Source organism: Streptomyces sp. NPDC001135 (assembly GCF_053598395.1).
On sequence record NZ_JBSFKD010000001.1, the window covers coordinates 473037 to 488913 of the forward strand.

16 protein-coding genes are annotated in these 15877 nt (G+C 70.6%); 7 read left to right on the forward strand and 9 right to left on the reverse strand.

Annotated elements, in window-relative coordinates; translation table 11 throughout:
* Nucleotides 1–11: 11 nt before the first annotated feature.
* Nucleotides 12–1703 (reverse strand): sodium:solute symporter family protein, encoded by a 1692-nt coding sequence (locus tag ACWC94_RS02335; RefSeq protein ID WP_450794456.1) that lies wholly within the window; start codon nt 1701–1703, stop codon nt 12–14.
* Between the two features lie 179 nt (nt 1704–1882).
* On the opposite strand from ACWC94_RS02335, the gene galT reads away from it, so the two are divergent.
* The 3 genes from galT to galK are packed head-to-tail and all read left to right on the forward strand — an operon-like array spanning nt 1883 to nt 5057.
* The gene (gene galT, locus ACWC94_RS02340) at nt 1883–2944 is read left to right on the forward strand and encodes a galactose-1-phosphate uridylyltransferase (RefSeq protein ID WP_450794457.1); all 1062 of its coding nucleotides are present in this window, start codon (nt 1883–1885) and stop codon (nt 2942–2944) included.
* Nucleotides 2941–3903, forward strand: a complete 963-nt coding sequence (gene galE / locus ACWC94_RS02345) for a UDP-glucose 4-epimerase GalE (RefSeq protein ID WP_450794458.1) — start codon at nt 2941–2943, stop codon at nt 3901–3903. Before galT ends, galE begins: the two co-directional genes overlap by 4 nt.
* Nucleotides 3903–5057: a galactokinase gene (gene galK, locus ACWC94_RS02350; protein WP_450794459.1), complete on the forward strand. Its 1155-nt coding sequence runs from the start codon at nt 3903–3905 to the stop codon at nt 5055–5057. Before galE ends, galK begins: the two co-directional genes overlap by 1 nt.
* Nucleotides 5058–5119: 62 nt before the next feature.
* Here the strand turns inward: galK and ACWC94_RS02355 are convergent, their stop codons facing one another.
* Nucleotides 5120–5539 carry a hypothetical protein gene (locus ACWC94_RS02355; protein WP_450794460.1) on the reverse strand — a complete coding sequence of 140 codons (420 nt, stop codon included), beginning with the start codon at nt 5537–5539 and terminating at the stop codon, nt 5120–5122.
* Between the two features lie 471 nt (nt 5540–6010).
* On the opposite strand from ACWC94_RS02355, the gene ACWC94_RS02360 reads away from it, so the two are divergent.
* Entirely contained in the window at nt 6011–6778 is a 768-nt protein-coding gene (locus tag ACWC94_RS02360) for a LuxR C-terminal-related transcriptional regulator (RefSeq protein WP_450794461.1), read from the forward strand.
* On the opposite strand, the gene tamR is transcribed toward ACWC94_RS02360, so the two are convergent.
* Entirely contained in the window at nt 6737–7234 is a 498-nt protein-coding gene (gene tamR, locus ACWC94_RS02365; RefSeq protein ID WP_069780386.1) for a MarR family transcriptional regulator TamR, read from the reverse strand. The genes ACWC94_RS02360 and tamR overlap by 42 nt on opposite strands.
* Before the next feature lie 89 nt (nt 7235–7323).
* On the opposite strand from tamR, the gene ACWC94_RS02370 reads away from it, so the two are divergent.
* Together ACWC94_RS02370 and ACWC94_RS02375 are read left to right on the forward strand one after the other, a co-directional pair.
* Complete coding sequence (locus ACWC94_RS02370) at nt 7324–8136, forward strand: trans-aconitate 2-methyltransferase (protein WP_450794462.1); 813 nt, start codon at nt 7324–7326, stop codon at nt 8134–8136.
* Nucleotides 8137–8138: 2 nt separating this feature from the next.
* The gene (locus tag ACWC94_RS02375; RefSeq protein WP_450794463.1) at nt 8139–8498 is read left to right on the forward strand and encodes a VOC family protein; all 360 of its coding nucleotides are present in this window, start codon (nt 8139–8141) and stop codon (nt 8496–8498) included.
* Here ACWC94_RS02375 and ACWC94_RS02380 read toward each other — a convergent pair.
* Genes ACWC94_RS02380 through ACWC94_RS02390 form a run of 3 tightly spaced genes read right to left on the reverse strand, consistent with a single transcriptional unit; the run spans nt 8447 to nt 10647 of the window.
* Nucleotides 8447–8938: a hypothetical protein gene (locus ACWC94_RS02380; RefSeq protein WP_450794464.1), complete on the reverse strand. Its 492-nt coding sequence runs from the start codon at nt 8936–8938 to the stop codon at nt 8447–8449. The two genes, ACWC94_RS02375 and ACWC94_RS02380, sit on opposite strands and share 52 nt — an antisense overlap.
* A gap of 30 nt (nt 8939–8968) precedes the next feature.
* The gene (locus ACWC94_RS02385) at nt 8969–9643 is read right to left on the reverse strand and encodes a TetR family transcriptional regulator (RefSeq protein WP_450794465.1); all 675 of its coding nucleotides are present in this window, start codon (nt 9641–9643) and stop codon (nt 8969–8971) included.
* Nucleotides 9640–10647: an acyl-CoA desaturase gene (locus ACWC94_RS02390; RefSeq protein ID WP_450794466.1), complete on the reverse strand. Its 1008-nt coding sequence runs from the start codon at nt 10645–10647 to the stop codon at nt 9640–9642. Before ACWC94_RS02390 ends, ACWC94_RS02385 begins: the two co-directional genes overlap by 4 nt.
* A gap of 303 nt (nt 10648–10950) precedes the next feature.
* Between ACWC94_RS02390 and ppc the strand changes: the two genes are divergently transcribed.
* Nucleotides 10951–13683 carry a phosphoenolpyruvate carboxylase gene (ppc, locus tag ACWC94_RS02395; RefSeq protein ID WP_450794467.1) on the forward strand — a complete coding sequence of 911 codons (2733 nt, stop codon included), beginning with the start codon at nt 10951–10953 and terminating at the stop codon, nt 13681–13683.
* A 69-nt stretch (nt 13684–13752) separates the two neighbouring features.
* Here the strand turns inward: ppc and ACWC94_RS02400 are convergent, their stop codons facing one another.
* The 3 genes from ACWC94_RS02400 to pth form a co-directional block, all read right to left on the reverse strand.
* Nucleotides 13753–14451 carry a hypothetical protein gene (locus tag ACWC94_RS02400; protein WP_450794468.1) on the reverse strand — a complete coding sequence of 233 codons (699 nt, stop codon included), beginning with the start codon at nt 14449–14451 and terminating at the stop codon, nt 13753–13755.
* A gap of 169 nt (nt 14452–14620) precedes the next feature.
* Nucleotides 14621–15124, reverse strand: a complete 504-nt coding sequence (locus ACWC94_RS02405; RefSeq protein WP_450794469.1) for a hypothetical protein — start codon at nt 15122–15124, stop codon at nt 14621–14623.
* A 98-nt stretch (nt 15125–15222) separates the two neighbouring features.
* Complete coding sequence (gene pth, locus ACWC94_RS02410) at nt 15223–15828, reverse strand: aminoacyl-tRNA hydrolase (RefSeq protein ID WP_450794470.1); 606 nt, start codon at nt 15826–15828, stop codon at nt 15223–15225.
* Nucleotides 15829–15877: the final 49 nt, after the last annotated feature.

The following is a 15877-nucleotide window of genomic DNA, read 5'->3' on the forward strand; positions in this document are numbered from 1 at the left end:
ATCCTCCCGCGTCAGAACGAGAACGGGATGTAGCAGGCGGCGGCCAGGACGACCGCGCCCCAGCCCAGCAGGGCCGGCTTGCGGTACCAGGCCTCGTCACCGGGGGCGGGCGGTTCGGCCATGCCCGGGGAGCGGGTGCCGTAGACCAGCCCCTGCAGTTCCCGGGCCGGCTTGGGCTTGGTGAACAGGGACACCGCGACCATCACGACCGCACCGGCGACGAAGCCCGCGATCGCGGAGACGAAGTTGGCGCCCTGGTCGGAGGGGATGGAGATGATCCCCTTCTTGTAGAACACGAAGTAGTTGACCATCGCGGTCACGGTGCCCGCGAGCAGGCCCCAGAAGCCGGACTTGGCCGACGCGCGCTTCCAGAACATGCCGACGATGAAGACGACGAACATCGGCACGTTGAAGAAGGAGAACAGCGTCTGCAGGTAGCTCATGATGTTCGAGAACGAGGACGCCAGGAACGCCGTACCGATCGACGCGAAGACGCCGATCGCGGTGATCAGACGGCCGAAGCGGACGTAGTAGGCGTCCTCGCGGCCGCGCACCACGTACTTCGCCCAGATGTCGTTGGTGAACACCGTGTTGAAGGACGACACGTTCGCCGCCATGCCCGCCATGAAGGCCGCCAGCAGACCGGTGACGGCGATGCCGAGGACGCCGTTGGGCAGCAGCTCCTGCATCAGGTACGGGATGGCGTCGTTGTACTGGTAGCCGGAGCCGGCGGTGCCGAACTTCGGGACGATCGCGGCGGCGACCAGGCCCGGGATCATCACCAGGAAGACGATGAAGATCTTCGGGTAGGCGGCGATCAGCGGGGTGCGCTGGCCGGCGGAGAGGTTCTTCGCGGACAGGGCGCGCTGTACCTCGGCGAAGTTGGTCGTCCAGTAGCCGAAGGAGAGGACGAAGCCCAGGCCGAGGACGATGGTCAGCCAGTTGGCGCCGAGCGGGTTGGCGGTGCCGATGCCGGTCCCGCCCCAGGCGGTGGTGAAGTTCGCGCCGTGGGTGGCGGTGAGCTTGTCGGTCAGGCCGTTCCAGCCGCCGACCTTCTTCAGGCCGAGGACGGTGATCGGGATGAGGGCGGCCAGGATCACGAAGAACTGCAGCACCTCGTTGTAGATCGCCGACGACAGACCGCCGAGGGTGATGTACGCCAGCACGAACGCGCCGGCCACCACGATCGCGACCCACTGCGGCCAGCCCAGCAGCGCCTCGACGACGATCGCGAGGGCGTAGAGGTTGACGCCCGCGATCAGGATCGCGGCGAACGCGAACAGGATCGAACTGAGCAGGTGGGCGGCCCGGTCGAAGCGCAGCAGCAGGAACTCGGGGACCGAGCGGACCTTGCTGCCGTAGTAGAAGGGCATCATCACCAGGCCCAGGAAGACCATGGCCGGGATGGCGCCGATCCAGTACCAGTGCACGGTGTAGGCGCCGTACTGGGCGCTGTTCGCGGCCATGCCCAGGATCTCGGTGGCCGCCAGGTTCGCCGAGATGAAGGCGAGGCCGGTGATCCAGGCGGGCAGCGAGCGTCCGGAGAGGAAGAAGTCGAGGCTGGTCTTCACCGAGCGGCGGGCCGCGAAGCCGATGCCGAGGACGACGACGAAGTAGATCGCCAGGATCGTGTAGTCCAGCCAGTTGGTGGGGAGCCGTAGCTGCGCCGCCAGGTACAGGGGACTGCCTGTGGGGGTTTGCATGAGTACTCGCTTCGTTGCGCGAACTGATCCAGAGCGGAACCTACGCCGCCGCGTTCGTTAATTGAACACTTCTGATGGTGTTCTTTGTTTGATTGTGATGGTCAGCGGTGCTGTGGAGTTGTGGTCTGTTATGTTTGATTGTGTGAGCGGTTGGGTGCGGGACGTAGAGGAGTCCGGCGTTGAAGAAGACCTCGACACGGCTGGCCGACGGTCGTGAGCTGATCTACTACGACCTGCGGGACGACACCGTGCGCGACGCCGTCGACCGCCGCCCCCTGGACCGCACGGTCACGACCTCCGAGATCCGCCGGGACGTACTGCTCGGCGACTCGGTCGCCGTCGCCTCCCACCGGCAGGGGCGCACGTACCATCCGCCGGCCGACGAGTGCCCCCTGTGTCCGACGCGGGGCGAGCGGCTCAGTGAGATCCCAGACGTGTCGTACGACGTCGTCGTCTTCGAGAACCGGTTCCCCTCCCTGGCCGGCGACTCCGGCCGCTGCGAGGTCGTCTGCTTCACCTCCGACCATGACGCCTCCTTCGCCGGCCTCTCCGAGGATCAGGCGCGGCTGGTGCTCGACGCGTGGACGGACCGCACGTCGGAGCTGTCGCACCTGCCCGCAGTCGAGCAGGTGTTCTGTTTCGAGAACCGGGGTGCCGAGATCGGCGTGACCCTCCAGCACCCGCACGGTCAGATCTACGCCTACCCCTTCACCACCCCTCGCACCGCCCTCGTGCTCCGCTCGCTCGCCGCCCACAAGGAGGCCACGGGCGGGGAGAACCTCTTCGACGCCGTCCTGGAGAGCGAGCTCACCGGTGAGCGGATCGTCCTTGAGGGTGAACACTGGGCGGCCTTCGTGCCGTACGCGGCGCACTGGCCGTACGAGGTCCACCTGTACCCCAAGCGCCGGGTGCCCGACCTGCTCGCCCTGGACGAGGCCGCGCGCACAGAATTCCCCCAGGTGTATCTGGAACTCTTGAAGCGCTTCGACCGGATCTTCGGCGCCGGTGAGCCTCCGACGCCGTACGTCGCGGCCTGGCACCAGGCCCCGTTCGGCCCGCTGGAGGAGTTCGAGGGGGTGACGCGGGACGACTTCGCGCTGCACCTCGAGCTTTTCACCATCCGCCGCACTTCCGGCAAGCTGAAGTTTCTCGCGGGTTCCGAGTCCGGCATGAACGTGTTCATCAACGACGTGCCGCCGGAGCGCGCGGCCGAGCGACTGCGAGAGGTAGCGAGTTCATGAAGTACCTGGTGACGGGTGGCGCGGGTTACGTCGGCAGTGTCGTGGCCCAGCACCTGCTGGAGGCCGGCCACGAGGTCACCGTCCTCGACAACCTCTCGACCGGCTTCCGCGAGGGCGTCCCGGCCGGTGCCGCCTTCGTCGAGGGCGACATCCGCGACGCCGCCAAGTGGCTCGACCCCTCCTACGACGGTGTGCTGCACTTCGCCGCGTTCTCGCAGGTCGGCGAGTCGGTGGTGAAACCGGAGAAGTACTGGGACAACAACGTCGCCGGCTCCATGGCGCTGCTCGGCGCGATGCGCGAGGCGAACGTCCGCAAGCTGGTCTTCTCCTCCACGGCGGCCACGTACGGCGAGCCGGAGCAGGTCCCCATCGTGGAGAGCGCCCCCACGAGGCCGACGAGCCCCTACGGCGCCTCCAAGCTCGCCGTCGACCACATGATCACCAGCGAGGCGAACGCCCACGGCCTGGCGGCGGTCTCCCTGCGCTACTTCAACGTGGCGGGCGCCTACGGCGCCTACGGCGAGCGCCACGACCCCGAGTCGCACCTCGTCCCGCTGGTCCTCCAGGTCGCCCAGGGCCGCCGCGAGGCGATCTCGGTCTACGGCGACGACTACGCGACCCCCGACGGCACCTGCGTCCGCGACTACATCCACGTCGCCGACCTGGCCGAGGCGCACCTGCTGGCTCTGACGGCCGCGCGGCCGGGCGAGCACCTGATCTGCAACCTCGGCAACGGCGAGGGTTTCTCCGTCCGCCAGGTCATCGAGACCGCCCGTCGGGTCACCGGCCACCCGATCCCCGAGATCGCGGCCCCGCGCCGGGGCGGCGACCCCGCCGTGCTGGTCGCCGCGGCGGACACCGCCCGCGAGAAACTGGGCTGGAACCCGACCCGCGCGGATCTCGCGGGCATCGTCGCGGACGCGTGGCGGTTCGCGCAGAGCATCACGAGGGAGCACTAGTGGGTGCACAGCAGGTCGCGGAGCGCTTCACCGAGCTGTACGGCACGGAGCCCGAGGGCGTCTGGGCGGCGCCGGGCCGGGTCAACCTGATCGGCGAGCACACCGACTACAACGACGGCTTCGTCATGCCGTTCGCGCTGCCGCACCGGGCGGTCGCAGCCGTCTCCCGCCGCACCGACGGCGTCCTGCGCCTGCACTCGGCGGACGTCGGGGGCGGGATCGTGGAGCTGTCGCCGGACGCGCTGACCCCGCAGGGCGACGACGGCTGGACGGCGTACCCGGCGGGCGTGGTCTGGGCGCTGCGCGAGGCGGGCCACGAGGTCACCGGCGCGGACGTCCACCTGTCCTCGACGGTCCCGACCGGCGCGGGCCTCTCCTCCTCGGCGGCCCTGGAGGTGGTGATCGCCCTCGCGCTCAACGACCTCTACGGACTGGGCCTTCCGGGCTGGAAGCTGGCCCGGCTGTGCCAGCGCGCCGAGAACGTCTACGTCGGCGCGCCGACCGGCATCATGGACCAGACGGCGTCGGCCTGCTGCGAGCAGGGCCACGCGCTCTTCCTGGACACCCGTGACCTGTCCCAGCAGCAGATCCCCTTCGACCTCGCGGCCGGGGGCCTGCGCCTGCTCGTCGTGGACACCCAGGTCAAGCACGCCCACAGCGGCGGCGAGTACGGCAAGCGCCGGGCCGGCTGCGAGAAGGGCGCGGCCCTGCTCGGTGTCGACGCCCTGCGGGACGTCCCGTACGCCGGCCTGGACGCGGCGCTGGCCCGGCTCGGCGACGAGGAGGAGACCGTCCGCCTGGTCCGGCACATCGTGACGGAGAACGAACGGGTCGAACGGACGGTGGCCCTCCTCCGCGCCGGCGACACCCGCGCCATCGGCCCCGTCCTGACCGCGGGCCACGCCTCGCTGCGCGACGACTTCCGCATCTCCTGCCCGGAGCTGGACCTGGTCGTCGACACCGCCCTGGCGAACGGCGCCCTCGGCGCCCGGATGACCGGTGGCGGCTTCGGCGGTTCGGCGATCGTCCTGGCGCAGGCCACGGACGTCGACACCCTCACGAAGGCGGTCGAAGAGGCCTTCGCCGCGGCGGGCTTCACCGCCCCCCGGGTGTTCGAGGCGGTGCCGTCGGCGGGGGCACGCCGCCTGAACTGACCCCGCCACCCCGACCGGCCCCGTACGCGCCGGGCGTGTACGGGGCCGGGGGGCGGGACGGATCAGTAGTTGGGGTTGCCGTCCCAGCTGGACTCGTCGCAGCCCAGCGTCCTGTCGCCCTCGAAGACGCAGACCTGGACGCGCAGGGCCCAGATGCCGCGGTTGTCCTGCAGGGAGGTCGGCCACGTCTGCTCGGTGCTGGCGCCGGTGTAGACCTTGTGCCAGCTGTAGCTGGTCACCTTGCGGTCCGGCGTCAGGGACTGCACACGGATCCCGACGGAGTGCCCGTCCTTGTTGGTGTCGGCCACCGTCAGATAGATCTGCGGGGCGATGTAGTGGCCGTCGTAGCGGAAGGTCCCGGAGCCCTGGGCCCCGTAGACGTTCGCGCCGACACTGCCGGCGAAGGCGGGGCCCGTGGCGAGGGCGACGGCGCCGACGGCCGCGGCACCGACGGTGAGCATGCGGCTGAGCTTCTTCTTCAAAGGGTTTCACTCCTGTGTCAAGATCGAAAACACGCCACCGTACATCGTATGTGAGTCATGGCCATGCCACTCGAAGGCCCTCGATCATGTGAGGGGTGCACCACCTGATCACGTCGGCGCTGTCGAATTCCGTCCCATACGAAACATGCGGCACATGACTCACACATCGGATGGTCAGTTCTGCAAATCCGCTTCCGCTGCGTGCTCCCATCCGTACTCTGTGGAACAGCACCGGTGGGGGCCGGTGCTGATCAGGGGGCGAGACAGTCGGGTACGGCACCCGCGGTGGGGGTAGCAGTTTCCGCGACGGCGGCGGCCGCGCGGCGCGCGTCCTTTCCGTGGGGTGTCGTACCCGCGCGGGTCGTCGTTCTCCGGGCCGTTGCGGTCCTTGCGGACCGGCTGATGGCGGCCGGGCCCTTTCCGGACCTTGGTTGTCCCCTGCTCCGCGCGGAGCCTGGGGAAGGGGGTTTCGTGGTTCGTATCCGAGTCCTGGTCGTGGACGACCACCGCATCTTCGCCGAGTCGCTCGCCGCCGCCCTGGCCGCCGAGCCCGACGTCGACGTCTTCGCCGCCGGCAGCGGCCCCGCCGCGCTGCGCTGCCTGGAGCGCGCGGCCGGCGAGGGCCGCCGCTACGACGTCCTCCTGGTCGACGCCGACCTCGGCGGCAACGTGCCCGGCACCCGTCCGGCCGTACCCGTGCAGGAGGGCGACGAGGAAGGGCTGGTCGACGGCATCTCCCTGGTCGCGGGGGTCCGCGCCGCCCAGCCCGCCGTGCGGATCGTGGTGCTCGCCGAGAAGGACGACCCCCGGCGGGCGGCGCTCGCGCTGCAGGCCGGGGCTTCGGGCTGGGTCGCCAAGGACTGCTCGCTGTCCCGGCTGCTGACGGTGATCCGGGGCGTGCTGCGCGACGAGACCCATCTGCCGCCCGCCCTGCTCACGGGCGTCCTGCGCGAACTCACCGCCGCCCGCCGGCACCGCACCGAGAGCGAGCGGCTCGTGGAGTCCCTCACCCCGCGCGAGCGGGAGGTGCTGCGCTGCATGGTCGCGGGGCTGGGCCGGAAGGCCGTCGCCGAGCGGCTGTTCCTCTCCCCGCACACCGTGCGCACCCACATGCAGAACGTCCTCGGCAAACTCGGCGTCCACTCCACGCTGGCCGCCGTGGCACTCGCCCGCCGCGCCGGTGTCGGACCGGCCGACCTAGCCGGGGATGTTGTCGAACGGGGCGGTCAGCTGGCGTAGCAGACCGGCCAGCTCCGCGCGCTGGGCGCGGGAGAGCTCGGCGAGGATCGCCCGCTCCTGTTCCAGCAGGCCCGCGAGAGCCTGGTCGGCGCGGTCCCGGCCGGTGTCGGTCAGCCGGACCAGCACACCCCGCCGGTCGCTCGGGTCGGGCAGCCGCTCCACCAGGCCCTTCTTGGCCAGCCGGTCGATGCGGTTGGTCATCGTGCCCGACGTGACCAGGGTCTGGGTCAGCAACTGGCCGGGGGAGAGCTGGTACGGCGTGCCCGCGCGCCTCAGCGCGGTCAGCACGTCGAACTCCCAGGGCTCGAGCTGATGCTCGGCGAAGGCGAGCCGGCGCGCACGGTCCAGATGCCGGGCGAGCCTGCTCACCCGGCTGAGCACTTCCAGCGGCTCCACGTCGAGGTCCGGACGTTCCCGGCGCCACGCTGCGACCAGCCGATCGACCTCGTCCTCCATGGAGATCAGTGTAGTGGTTGTGTCGACATGAAGTCTCTTGAGATCGAGTCTCTTGACATCGAGATATGTGGGCGGGGAAAGTAACCGGCATGACGACTCCCAGCTGGGACCCCGGCCAGTACCTGCGGCACGCCGGTCACCGGGCCCGCCCCTTCACCGACCTCCTCGCCCGGATCCCGGACCCGCGCGGCGAGCAGCCCCGTATCGCCGATCTCGGCTGCGGCCCCGGCAACGTCACCGCCCTGCTCACCCGGCGCTGGCCCGCCGCCCACGTCACCGGCTACGACAACTCGCCCGCCATGCTCGACGCGGCCCACACCGACCACGAGGGCCCCACCGCGGGAGGCGGCCGGCTGGACTTCGCCCACGCCGACGTCCGTACCTGGACACCCGAGGAGCCGTACGACCTGATCGTCTCCAACGCCACCCTCCACTGGGTGCCGGGGCACGCCGAGCGCTTCGCCGACTGGATCGCCGGTCTGCGCCCCGGTGGCACCTTCGCCTTCCAGGTGCCCGACAACACCGACGCCCCGCTGCACGCCCTGATGCGCGAACTCGCCGGCGGCCCACGCTGGAAGTCCCGCCTCGCCGGCGTCCTGCGCCACACCGACTCCGTGCACGCCCCCGGCGTCTATCTGGACCGCCTCGCCCGCCTCGGCTGCGCGACCGACGTGTGGCAGACGACGTACTTCCACGTCCTCGCCGGTGCGGACCCGGTCCTGGACTGGGTCATGGGAACCGGACTGCGGCCCGCCCTGACCGTGCTCGCCGACGATCCCGAGGCGCGGGACGCGTTCGTGGCCGAGTACCGCGATCTGCTGCGGCAGGCCTACCCCGGCACGCCGTACGGCACGGTCCTGCCCTTCCGCCGCCTGTTCGCCGTCGCCGTGAAGGAGGCCTGACCGTGCTCGTCGCCGTGGACCATGTGCAGCTGGCGGCCCCGCCCGGGTCTGAGGACGTGCTGCGGGCGTACTACGCCGGCGTTCTCGGGATGAGCGAGACACCGAAGCCGCCGGCGCTGGCGGCCCGCGGGGGCTGCTGGTTCGAGGCGGGCTCCGTCCAGCTCCACCTGGGCGTCGAGGACGGCTTCCGTCCCGCGAAGAAGGCCCATCCGGGGCTGCGCGTGAGCGGGATCGAGGCGTACGCGGCCCGGCTGGAGTCCCTGGGCGCCCCGGTGACCTGGGACGACAACCTCCCCGGCCATCTGCGCTTCTACTCGCTGGACCCCGTCGGCAACCGCCTGGAGTTCCTCCAGCCCCGGTAGCTGATCAGCGTCCACCGGGCGAACGTCACCGCGATCGCGAGGGGGATCAGCGGTGAGAGCGCGCGGCCCGCCCTGTTCCAGCCGCCCTGGTCCACCGGGACCCAGGTCCCCCAGGGCTCCTGGGCCACCCGGACGGGCATGAACACCGGGTAGGAGGTGAAGCCGGTCGCCGTGATCCGGTGCGCCCTGCCGCCGGAGGCCGCCAGGCCCGTGCAGTCCCAGTCGCTGCCGGTGGAGCCGCCGCGCGACGTGGTGGAGGGCCCGGTCGTCCAGCAGTGCGTCGCCCGCAGGGCCAGCGGATGCCCCAGCAGCCCCAGATGCCCCACGGCCGAGCCGGCCAGGTAGCCGGTGAGAGCGAACAGGCCCGCGGCGACGACACCGCACACGACCGTCCCCCACGCCTGCTGCCGTCTCGTACGGATCCTGCGCTGCCCAGCCACCGCGTGATCGTACGCCGGGGCCCCGAACGCCTATGACTTGCGGTGCCCTATCAGTCGCGGCTTCTGCTCCAGCCCGTCCAGGCCGTGCCACGCCAGGTTCACCAGGTGCGCCGCGACCTCCGCCTTCTTCGGGCGGCGCACGTCCAGCCACCACTGCCCGGTCAGCGCGACCATGCCGACCAGCGCCTGCGCGTACAGCGGGGCCAGCTTCGGGTCGAAGCCGCGGCTCTTGAACTCGCGGCCCAGGATGTCCTCCACCTGCGTGGCGATGTCGGAGATCAGCGAGGCGAAGGAACCGGTCGACTGGGGGATGGGGGAGTCACGGACCAGGATGCGGAAGCCGTCCGTGTACTCCTCGATGTAGTCCAGCAGCGCGAACGCCGCCTGCTCGCACAGCTCGCGGGGATGCCCGGCCGTCAGAGAGCCGGTCACCATGTCCAGCAGGCGCCGCATCTCGCGGTCCACCACCACCGCGTACAGGCCCTCCTTGCCGCCGAAGTGCTCGTACACCACCGGCTTGGACACCCCGGCCTTCGCCGCGATCTCCTCCACCGAGGTGCCCTCGAAACCCTTCGCCGCGAAGAGGGTGCGACCGATCTCCAGCAGCTGCTGGCGGCGCTCGGCACCGGTCATACGGGTCCGGCGGGTCCGCCGGGGTTTGTCGTTGCTGGAGGTGCTGGAGTCGGTCGCCACGGCGTCAATCATGCCGCCTTCGCGGTCTCCTTCCGGCGCCGGGAGCCGTCCTGGCCGGTGTTCCGGCGCGAATCGATACGCGAGCGTGACGGCCAGCGCACGTCGTACGCCCAGCCGAACAGCTCGAAGATGCGGATGATCCGGGCCGAGGAGTCGATCTGGCCGCGCATCACCCCGTGCCGCGCCGAGGTCGGGTCGGCGTGGTGCAGGTTGTGCCAGGACTCACCGCACGACAGCACCGCCAGCCACCACACGTTGCCCGAGCGGTCCCGCGACTTGAACGGCCGCTTGCCCACCGCGTGACAGATCGAGTTGATCGACCACGTCACATGGTGCAGCAGAGCCACCCGTACGAGTGATCCCCAGAAGAACGCGGTGAACGCGCCCCACCAGGACATCGTCACCAGACCGCCGATCAGCGGCGGCGCCAGCAGCGACACGGCCGTCCACAGGACGAACTGCCGCGAGATCGCCCGCAGCGCCGGGTCCTTGATCAGATCCGGCGCGTACTTGTCCTGCGGGGTCTGCTCCTCGTCGAACATCCAGGCGATGTGCGCCCACCACAGGCCCTTCATCAGCGCCGGAACCGTCTCCCCGAACCGCCACGGAGAGTGCGGGTCGCCCTCCGCGTCGGAGAACTTGTGGTGCTTGCGGTGATCGGCCACCCAGCGCACCAGCGGGCCCTCGACCGCCAGTGAGCCCATGATCGCCAGCGCGATCCGCAGCGGCCGTCTGGCCTTGAACGAACCATGGGTGAAGTACCGGTGGAAACCGATCGTGATGCCGTGGCATCCCAGGAAGTAGAAGAACACCAGCAGGCCCAGATCGAGCCAGCTCACCCCCCAGCCCCAGGCCAGCGGCACAGCCGCCACGAGTGCCAGGAACGGCACGGTGATGAACAAAAGCAGCGTGATCTGCTCGATCGAACGCTTCTGCTCGCCACCCAGCGTGGCGGACGGGGGGAGAGTGTCGTCGGCCTTACGGGCTTCTTCGATCACATCGGAACTTGAGGTCATGCGCGTCCCCTGTGGGGTTCGAGGGTCGAGGCAGGTGCCGGGCCGCCGGGACCGGACGGGACTCGACGGTACTTCCCTACGGTTCCGTAACCTACGGCTTCGTAAGTATGGCAGCGTGTCGTGCGGCGGCAAGAGCCCCACGGCCTGCGCGTCCACAGGGGCACCTATCCTTGGACTCGGTCGGACAGCGCGGTCCGCTGAAGTTTCCTTCCCGGACACTCCGGCCCGTATGCGGCGCACGCCGCCCGGCAGCCGGCCGGGTTCCCTCCCAGACGAGCTTCAACACTGCAAGGAGCCGCACCTGTGAGCAGTGCCGACGACCAGACCACCACGACCAGCAGCGAGCTGCGCGCCGACATCCGCCGGCTGGGTGATCTCCTGGGCGAGACCCTCGTCCGGCAGGAGGGCCCCGAGCTCCTCGACCTGGTCGAGAAGGTCCGCCGCCTCACCCGCGAGGACGGCGAGGCCGCCGCCGAGCTCCTGCGCGGCACCGAACTGGAGACCGCGGCCAAGCTGGTGCGCGCCTTCTCCACCTACTTCCACCTCGCCAACGTCACCGAACAGGTGCACCGAGGCCGCGAGCTGCGCGCCCGGCGCGCCGCCGAGGGCGGTCTCCTCGCCCGGACGGCGGACCGCCTGAAGGACGCCGACCCCGAGCACCTGAAGCAGACCGTCCAGAACCTGAACGTCCGCCCGGTGTTCACCGCACACCCCACCGAGGCCGCGCGCCGCTCGGTGCTGAACAAGCTCCGGCGCATCGCCGCGCTCCTGGAGACCCCCGTCCAGGGCTCCGACCGCCGCCGCCACGACGTCCGCCTCGCCGAGAACATCGACCTGGTGTGGCAGACCGACGAGCTGCGCGTCGTACGCCCCGAGCCCGCCGACGAGGCCCGCAACGCCATCTACTACCTCGACGAGCTGCACGCGAACGCCGTCGGCGACGTCCTGGAGGATCTGACGGCGGAACTGGAACGGGTCGGCGTCAGACTCCCCGACGACACCCGCCCGCTCACCTTCGGCACCTGGATCGGCGGCGACCGCGACGGCAACCCCAACGTCACCCCCCAGGTCACCTGGGACGTCCTCATCCTCCAGCACGAGCACGGCATCAACGACGCCCTGGAGATGATCGACGAACTGCGCGGCCTGCTCTCCAACTCCATCCGCTACACCGGAGCGACCGAGGAGCTGCTGGAGTCCCTCAAGCGCGACCTGGAGGTGCTCCCCGAGATCAGCCCCCGCTACAAGCGCCTCAACGCCGAGGAGCCCTACCGGCTCAAGGCCACCTGCATCCGGCAGAAGCTGGAGAACACCAAGCAGCGCCTCGCCAAGGGCACCCCGCACGAGGACGGCCGCGACTACCTCGGCACCGGCGAACTCCTGAAGGACCTGCGGATCATCCAGGCCTCCCTGCGCGAGCACCGCGGCGGCCTCCTCGCCGACGGCCGCCTCGCCCGCACCATCCGCACCCTGGCCGCCTTCGGCCTCCAGCTCGCCACCATGGACGTCCGCGAACACGCCGACGCCCACCACCACGCCCTCGGCCAGCTCTTCGACCGCCTCGGCGAGGAGTCCTGGCGCTACGCCGACATGCCCCGCGACTACCGCGCCAAGCTCCTCGCCAAGGAGCTCAGGTCCCGACGTCCCCTCGCGCCGACCCCGGCGCCCGTCGACGCGGCCGGGCGGAAGACCCTCGGCGTCTTCGAGACCGTCAAGAAGGCCCTGGAGGTCTTCGGCCCCGAGGTCGTCGAGTCCTACATCATCTCCATGTGCCAGGGCGCCGACGACGTCTTCGCCGCCGCCGTCCTCGCCCGCGAGGCAGGCCTCATGGACCTGCATGCCGGCTGGGCGAAGATCGGCATCGTCCCCCTGCTGGAGACCACGGACGAGCTGAAGGCCGCCGACACCATCCTGGAGGACATGCTCTCCGACCCGTCCTACCGGCGCCTGGTCGCGCTGCGCGGCGACGTCCAGGAGGTCATGCTCGGCTACTCCGACTCCTCCAAGTTCGGCGGCATCACCACCAGCCAGTGGGAGATCCACCGCGCCCAGCGCCGCCTGCGCGACGTCGCCCACCGCTACGGCGTCCGCCTGCGCCTCTTCCACGGCCGCGGCGGCACCGTCGGCCGCGGCGGCGGCCCCTCCCACGACGCCATCCTCGCCCAGCCCTGGGGCACCCTCGAAGGCGAGATCAAGGTCACCGAACAGGGCGAGGTCATCTCCGACAAGTACCTCATCCCGTCCCTGGCCAGGGAGAACCTCGAACTGACGGTCGCGGCCACCCTGCAGGCCTCCGCCCTGCACACCGCCCCCCGCCAGTCCGACGAGGCCCTCGCCCGCTGGGACGCCGCCATGGACGTGGTGTCGGACGCGGCGCACGCGGCCTACCGCGCCCTCGTCGAGGACCCGGACCTGCCGACGTACTTCCTCGCGTCGACGCCGGTGGACCAGCTCGCCGACCTGCACCTGGGCTCCCGGCCCTCCCGCCGCCCCGGCTCCGGCGTCTCGCTCGACGGCCTGCGCGCCATCCCGTGGGTCTTCGGCTGGACCCAGTCCCGGCAGATCGTCCCCGGCTGGTTCGGCGTCGGCTCCGGCCTCAAGGCCCTGCGCGAGGCCGGCCTGGACACCGTCCTCGACGAGATGCACCAGCAGTGGCACTTCTTCCGCAACTTCATCTCCAACGTCGAGATGACCCTCGCGAAGACCGACCTGCGCATCGCCCAGCACTACGTCGACACCCTCGTCCCCGACGAGCTCAAGCACGTCTTCGACACCATCAAGGCCGAACACGAGCTGACCGTCCGCGAGGTCCTGCGGGTCACCGGCGAGAGCGAACTCCTGGACGCCCAGCCCGTCCTGAAGCAGACCTTCAGCATCCGCGACGCCTACCTGGACCCCATCTCCTACCTCCAGGTCACCCTGCTCAAGCGCCAGCGCGACGCGGCAGCCGCGGGCACCGACCCCGACCCGCTGCTCTCCCGCGCCCTGCTCCTCACCGTCAACGGCGTGGCGGCCGGCCTGCGCAACACCGGCTGACGGCCACCCCACACACGGGTGCCCCCGGAGTCGTACGACCCCGGGGGCACCCGTATGTGCACACCGGCCTCAGCCCTGCTGGGTCCTCCGGCGCCGGGCCACCAGACAGCCGCCCACGGCGACCAGCGCCGCGGCACCGGCCGACAGCAGACCCACCGGAGCGCCGTTGCCGGTCTCGGCGAGACCGTCGCCGGCGCTCCGGGCGGACGGCGACGAGGACGGGGCCGCGGCGGCGGGCGAAGCGGACGCCGACGCACCCGGGGCCGCACCGGACGACGAAGACGGCGACGAAGACGACGAAGAGGGCGCCGAAGTGGACGACGACGCCGAGCCGGACGGCTTCCCGCCACCCCCCGCGGAGCCCTTGCAGTCCGTCCAGAACACCTTGTGCTTGGCCGCGCCCTTCTCGCCCTCGAAGTTCCAGAACAGCTTGTAGTGCCCGTCGGGCAGCGACAGGTCCGCCGTACGGCCGTGGCCGTCCGTGCCCAGAGTGATCGCCCCGGTCTTCACGGTCGCGCCCTTCGTGGCGGCCGTCGGCGCCCAGGCCTCGATGTGCCAGTCGACCCGCTGGCCACCGTCGAAGCCGAAGGCGTCCAGATAGAACGTGCACACATGCGGCTCGTTGCGGCGCAGCTCCTCGCCGGTCCGAGCGTCGTGGATCTTGACGGTGCCGTTGTCACCGGGGGCACTTGCGTGGGCGGCCGGGGCGCACACGAGCGCCGCCGCGACACCGGCGCTCAGCGCGCCGGCGCGAATGAGGGTACGCATGGGACTGATCCATCTTCGAGTGGTGAACGGGGAAGATGTGGAGGGGGCGGTACAGCTTCCAGCCCACGCCTGACGCCGATCAAGCACGAACAGGCAACGAACAGACCCCCCCCACAGACGTGAAGAACGCCCCAACCCCTCACAGGGTCACGGATCAGAGGGGCACGCATCAGAGGGTCACGAACGCCGCCGTCAGCAGCGCGATCCCCGACCCCGCCAGCACCCACGCGGCCCGGGTCAGCCGCATCCCGCCCGCCACCACCACCGAGGCCAGCAGCAACGCCCCGCCGAGCGGCACCCACGCATAAAGGATCCCCGCCGGACCCGAGCGCACCGCGTCCGTCGTACCCGGCTTCAGGACCACGTCGTACGTCCGCCCCTTGCGCACCGCCACCGACTGCCCGAGCTCCACACGCGCGCGTGCCCGCGCCCCCTGCGACCCCGGTGTGAACGGCCCCGTGCAGACGTCCTCCGCACACCGCGTCACCCGCACCGTGCCGGCCTCACGCCCCTTGGTCAGCATCACGTGCTGCGCGGTCCCCCAGGAACCCCACACCCCGCAGAAAAGGATCAGCGCGGCGAGCGTACCCATCGCCGCGACCCGCCCGAACCGCAACGCGGTCACGGACGCCTGGCGAGCGGTGGTGGCAGTGGCAGGCATGGCCGGGATCATTGGCCATCCCCCTGCGACCGGTCAACTCGCCCGGGAGGCAAAGCCGTACAAGTCCGGAGTTGTGCGCGCCGCACGTCCGAAGTTGTGCGCGCCGCACGTCAGGAGTTGTACGCGCTCTGCGCCCGCTCCAGCCCCTCCGCCACCAGACACTCCACCGCGTCCGCCGCACGGTCCACGAAGTAGTCCAGCTCCTTGCGCTCCGCCGACGCGAAGTCCTTCAGCACGAAGTCCGCCACCTGCATACGACCCGGCGGACGCCCGATCCCGAACCGCACCCGGTGATAGTCCGGCCCCATCGCCTTCGTCATCGACTTCAGACCGTTGTGCCCGTTGTCACCGCCGCCCAGCTTCAGCCGCAGCACCCCGTAGTCGATGTCCAGCTCGTCGTGCACCGCCACGACGTTCGCCACCGGCACCTTGTAGAAGTCCTTCAACGCGTTCACCGGACCACCGGACAGATTCATGTACGACATCGGCTTGGCCAGGACCACCCGCCGGCTCGCCGGACCCGCCGGACCGATCCGCCCCTCCAGCACCTGCGCCTGCGCCTTGCCCGCCCGCTTGAACTTCCCCCCGATCCGCTCCGCGAGCAGGTCCACCACCATGAACCCGACATTGTGCCGGTTCATGGCGTACTCCGGCCCGGGATTCCCGAGCCCGACGATCAGCCAGGGATCAGTACTGGCGGGGGTGGTCACGTCCATGTCTCCTTGATACGCGCCAGCCGCTGCTCCCGGCGAGGGAAGCAGCGGC

Bases quoted from the DNA above. Each gene is read 5' to 3' on its own strand.
- ACWC94_RS02335 (WP_450794456.1), bottom strand. From the start codon at position 1,703: ATGCAAACCCCCACAGGCAGTCCCCTGTACCTGGCGGCGCAGCTACGG.
- galE (WP_450794458.1), top strand. From the start codon at position 2,941: ATGAAGTACCTGGTGACGGGTGGCGCGGGTTACGTCGGCAGTGTCGTG.
- tamR (WP_069780386.1), bottom strand. From the start codon at position 7,234: ATGGAGGACGAGGTCGATCGGCTGGTCGCAGCGTGGCGCCGGGAACGT.
- ACWC94_RS02370 (WP_450794462.1), top strand. From the start codon at position 7,324: ATGACGACTCCCAGCTGGGACCCCGGCCAGTACCTGCGGCACGCCGGT.
- ACWC94_RS02385 (WP_450794465.1), bottom strand. From the start codon at position 9,643: ATGATTGACGCCGTGGCGACCGACTCCAGCACCTCCAGCAACGACAAA.
- ACWC94_RS02390 (WP_450794466.1), bottom strand. From the start codon at position 10,647: ATGACCTCAAGTTCCGATGTGATCGAAGAAGCCCGTAAGGCCGACGAC.
- ACWC94_RS02400 (WP_450794468.1), bottom strand. From the start codon at position 14,451: ATGCGTACCCTCATTCGCGCCGGCGCGCTGAGCGCCGGTGTCGCGGCG.
- ACWC94_RS02405 (WP_450794469.1), bottom strand. From the start codon at position 15,124: ATGATCCCGGCCATGCCTGCCACTGCCACCACCGCTCGCCAGGCGTCC.
- pth (WP_450794470.1), bottom strand. From the start codon at position 15,828: ATGGACGTGACCACCCCCGCCAGTACTGATCCCTGGCTGATCGTCGGG.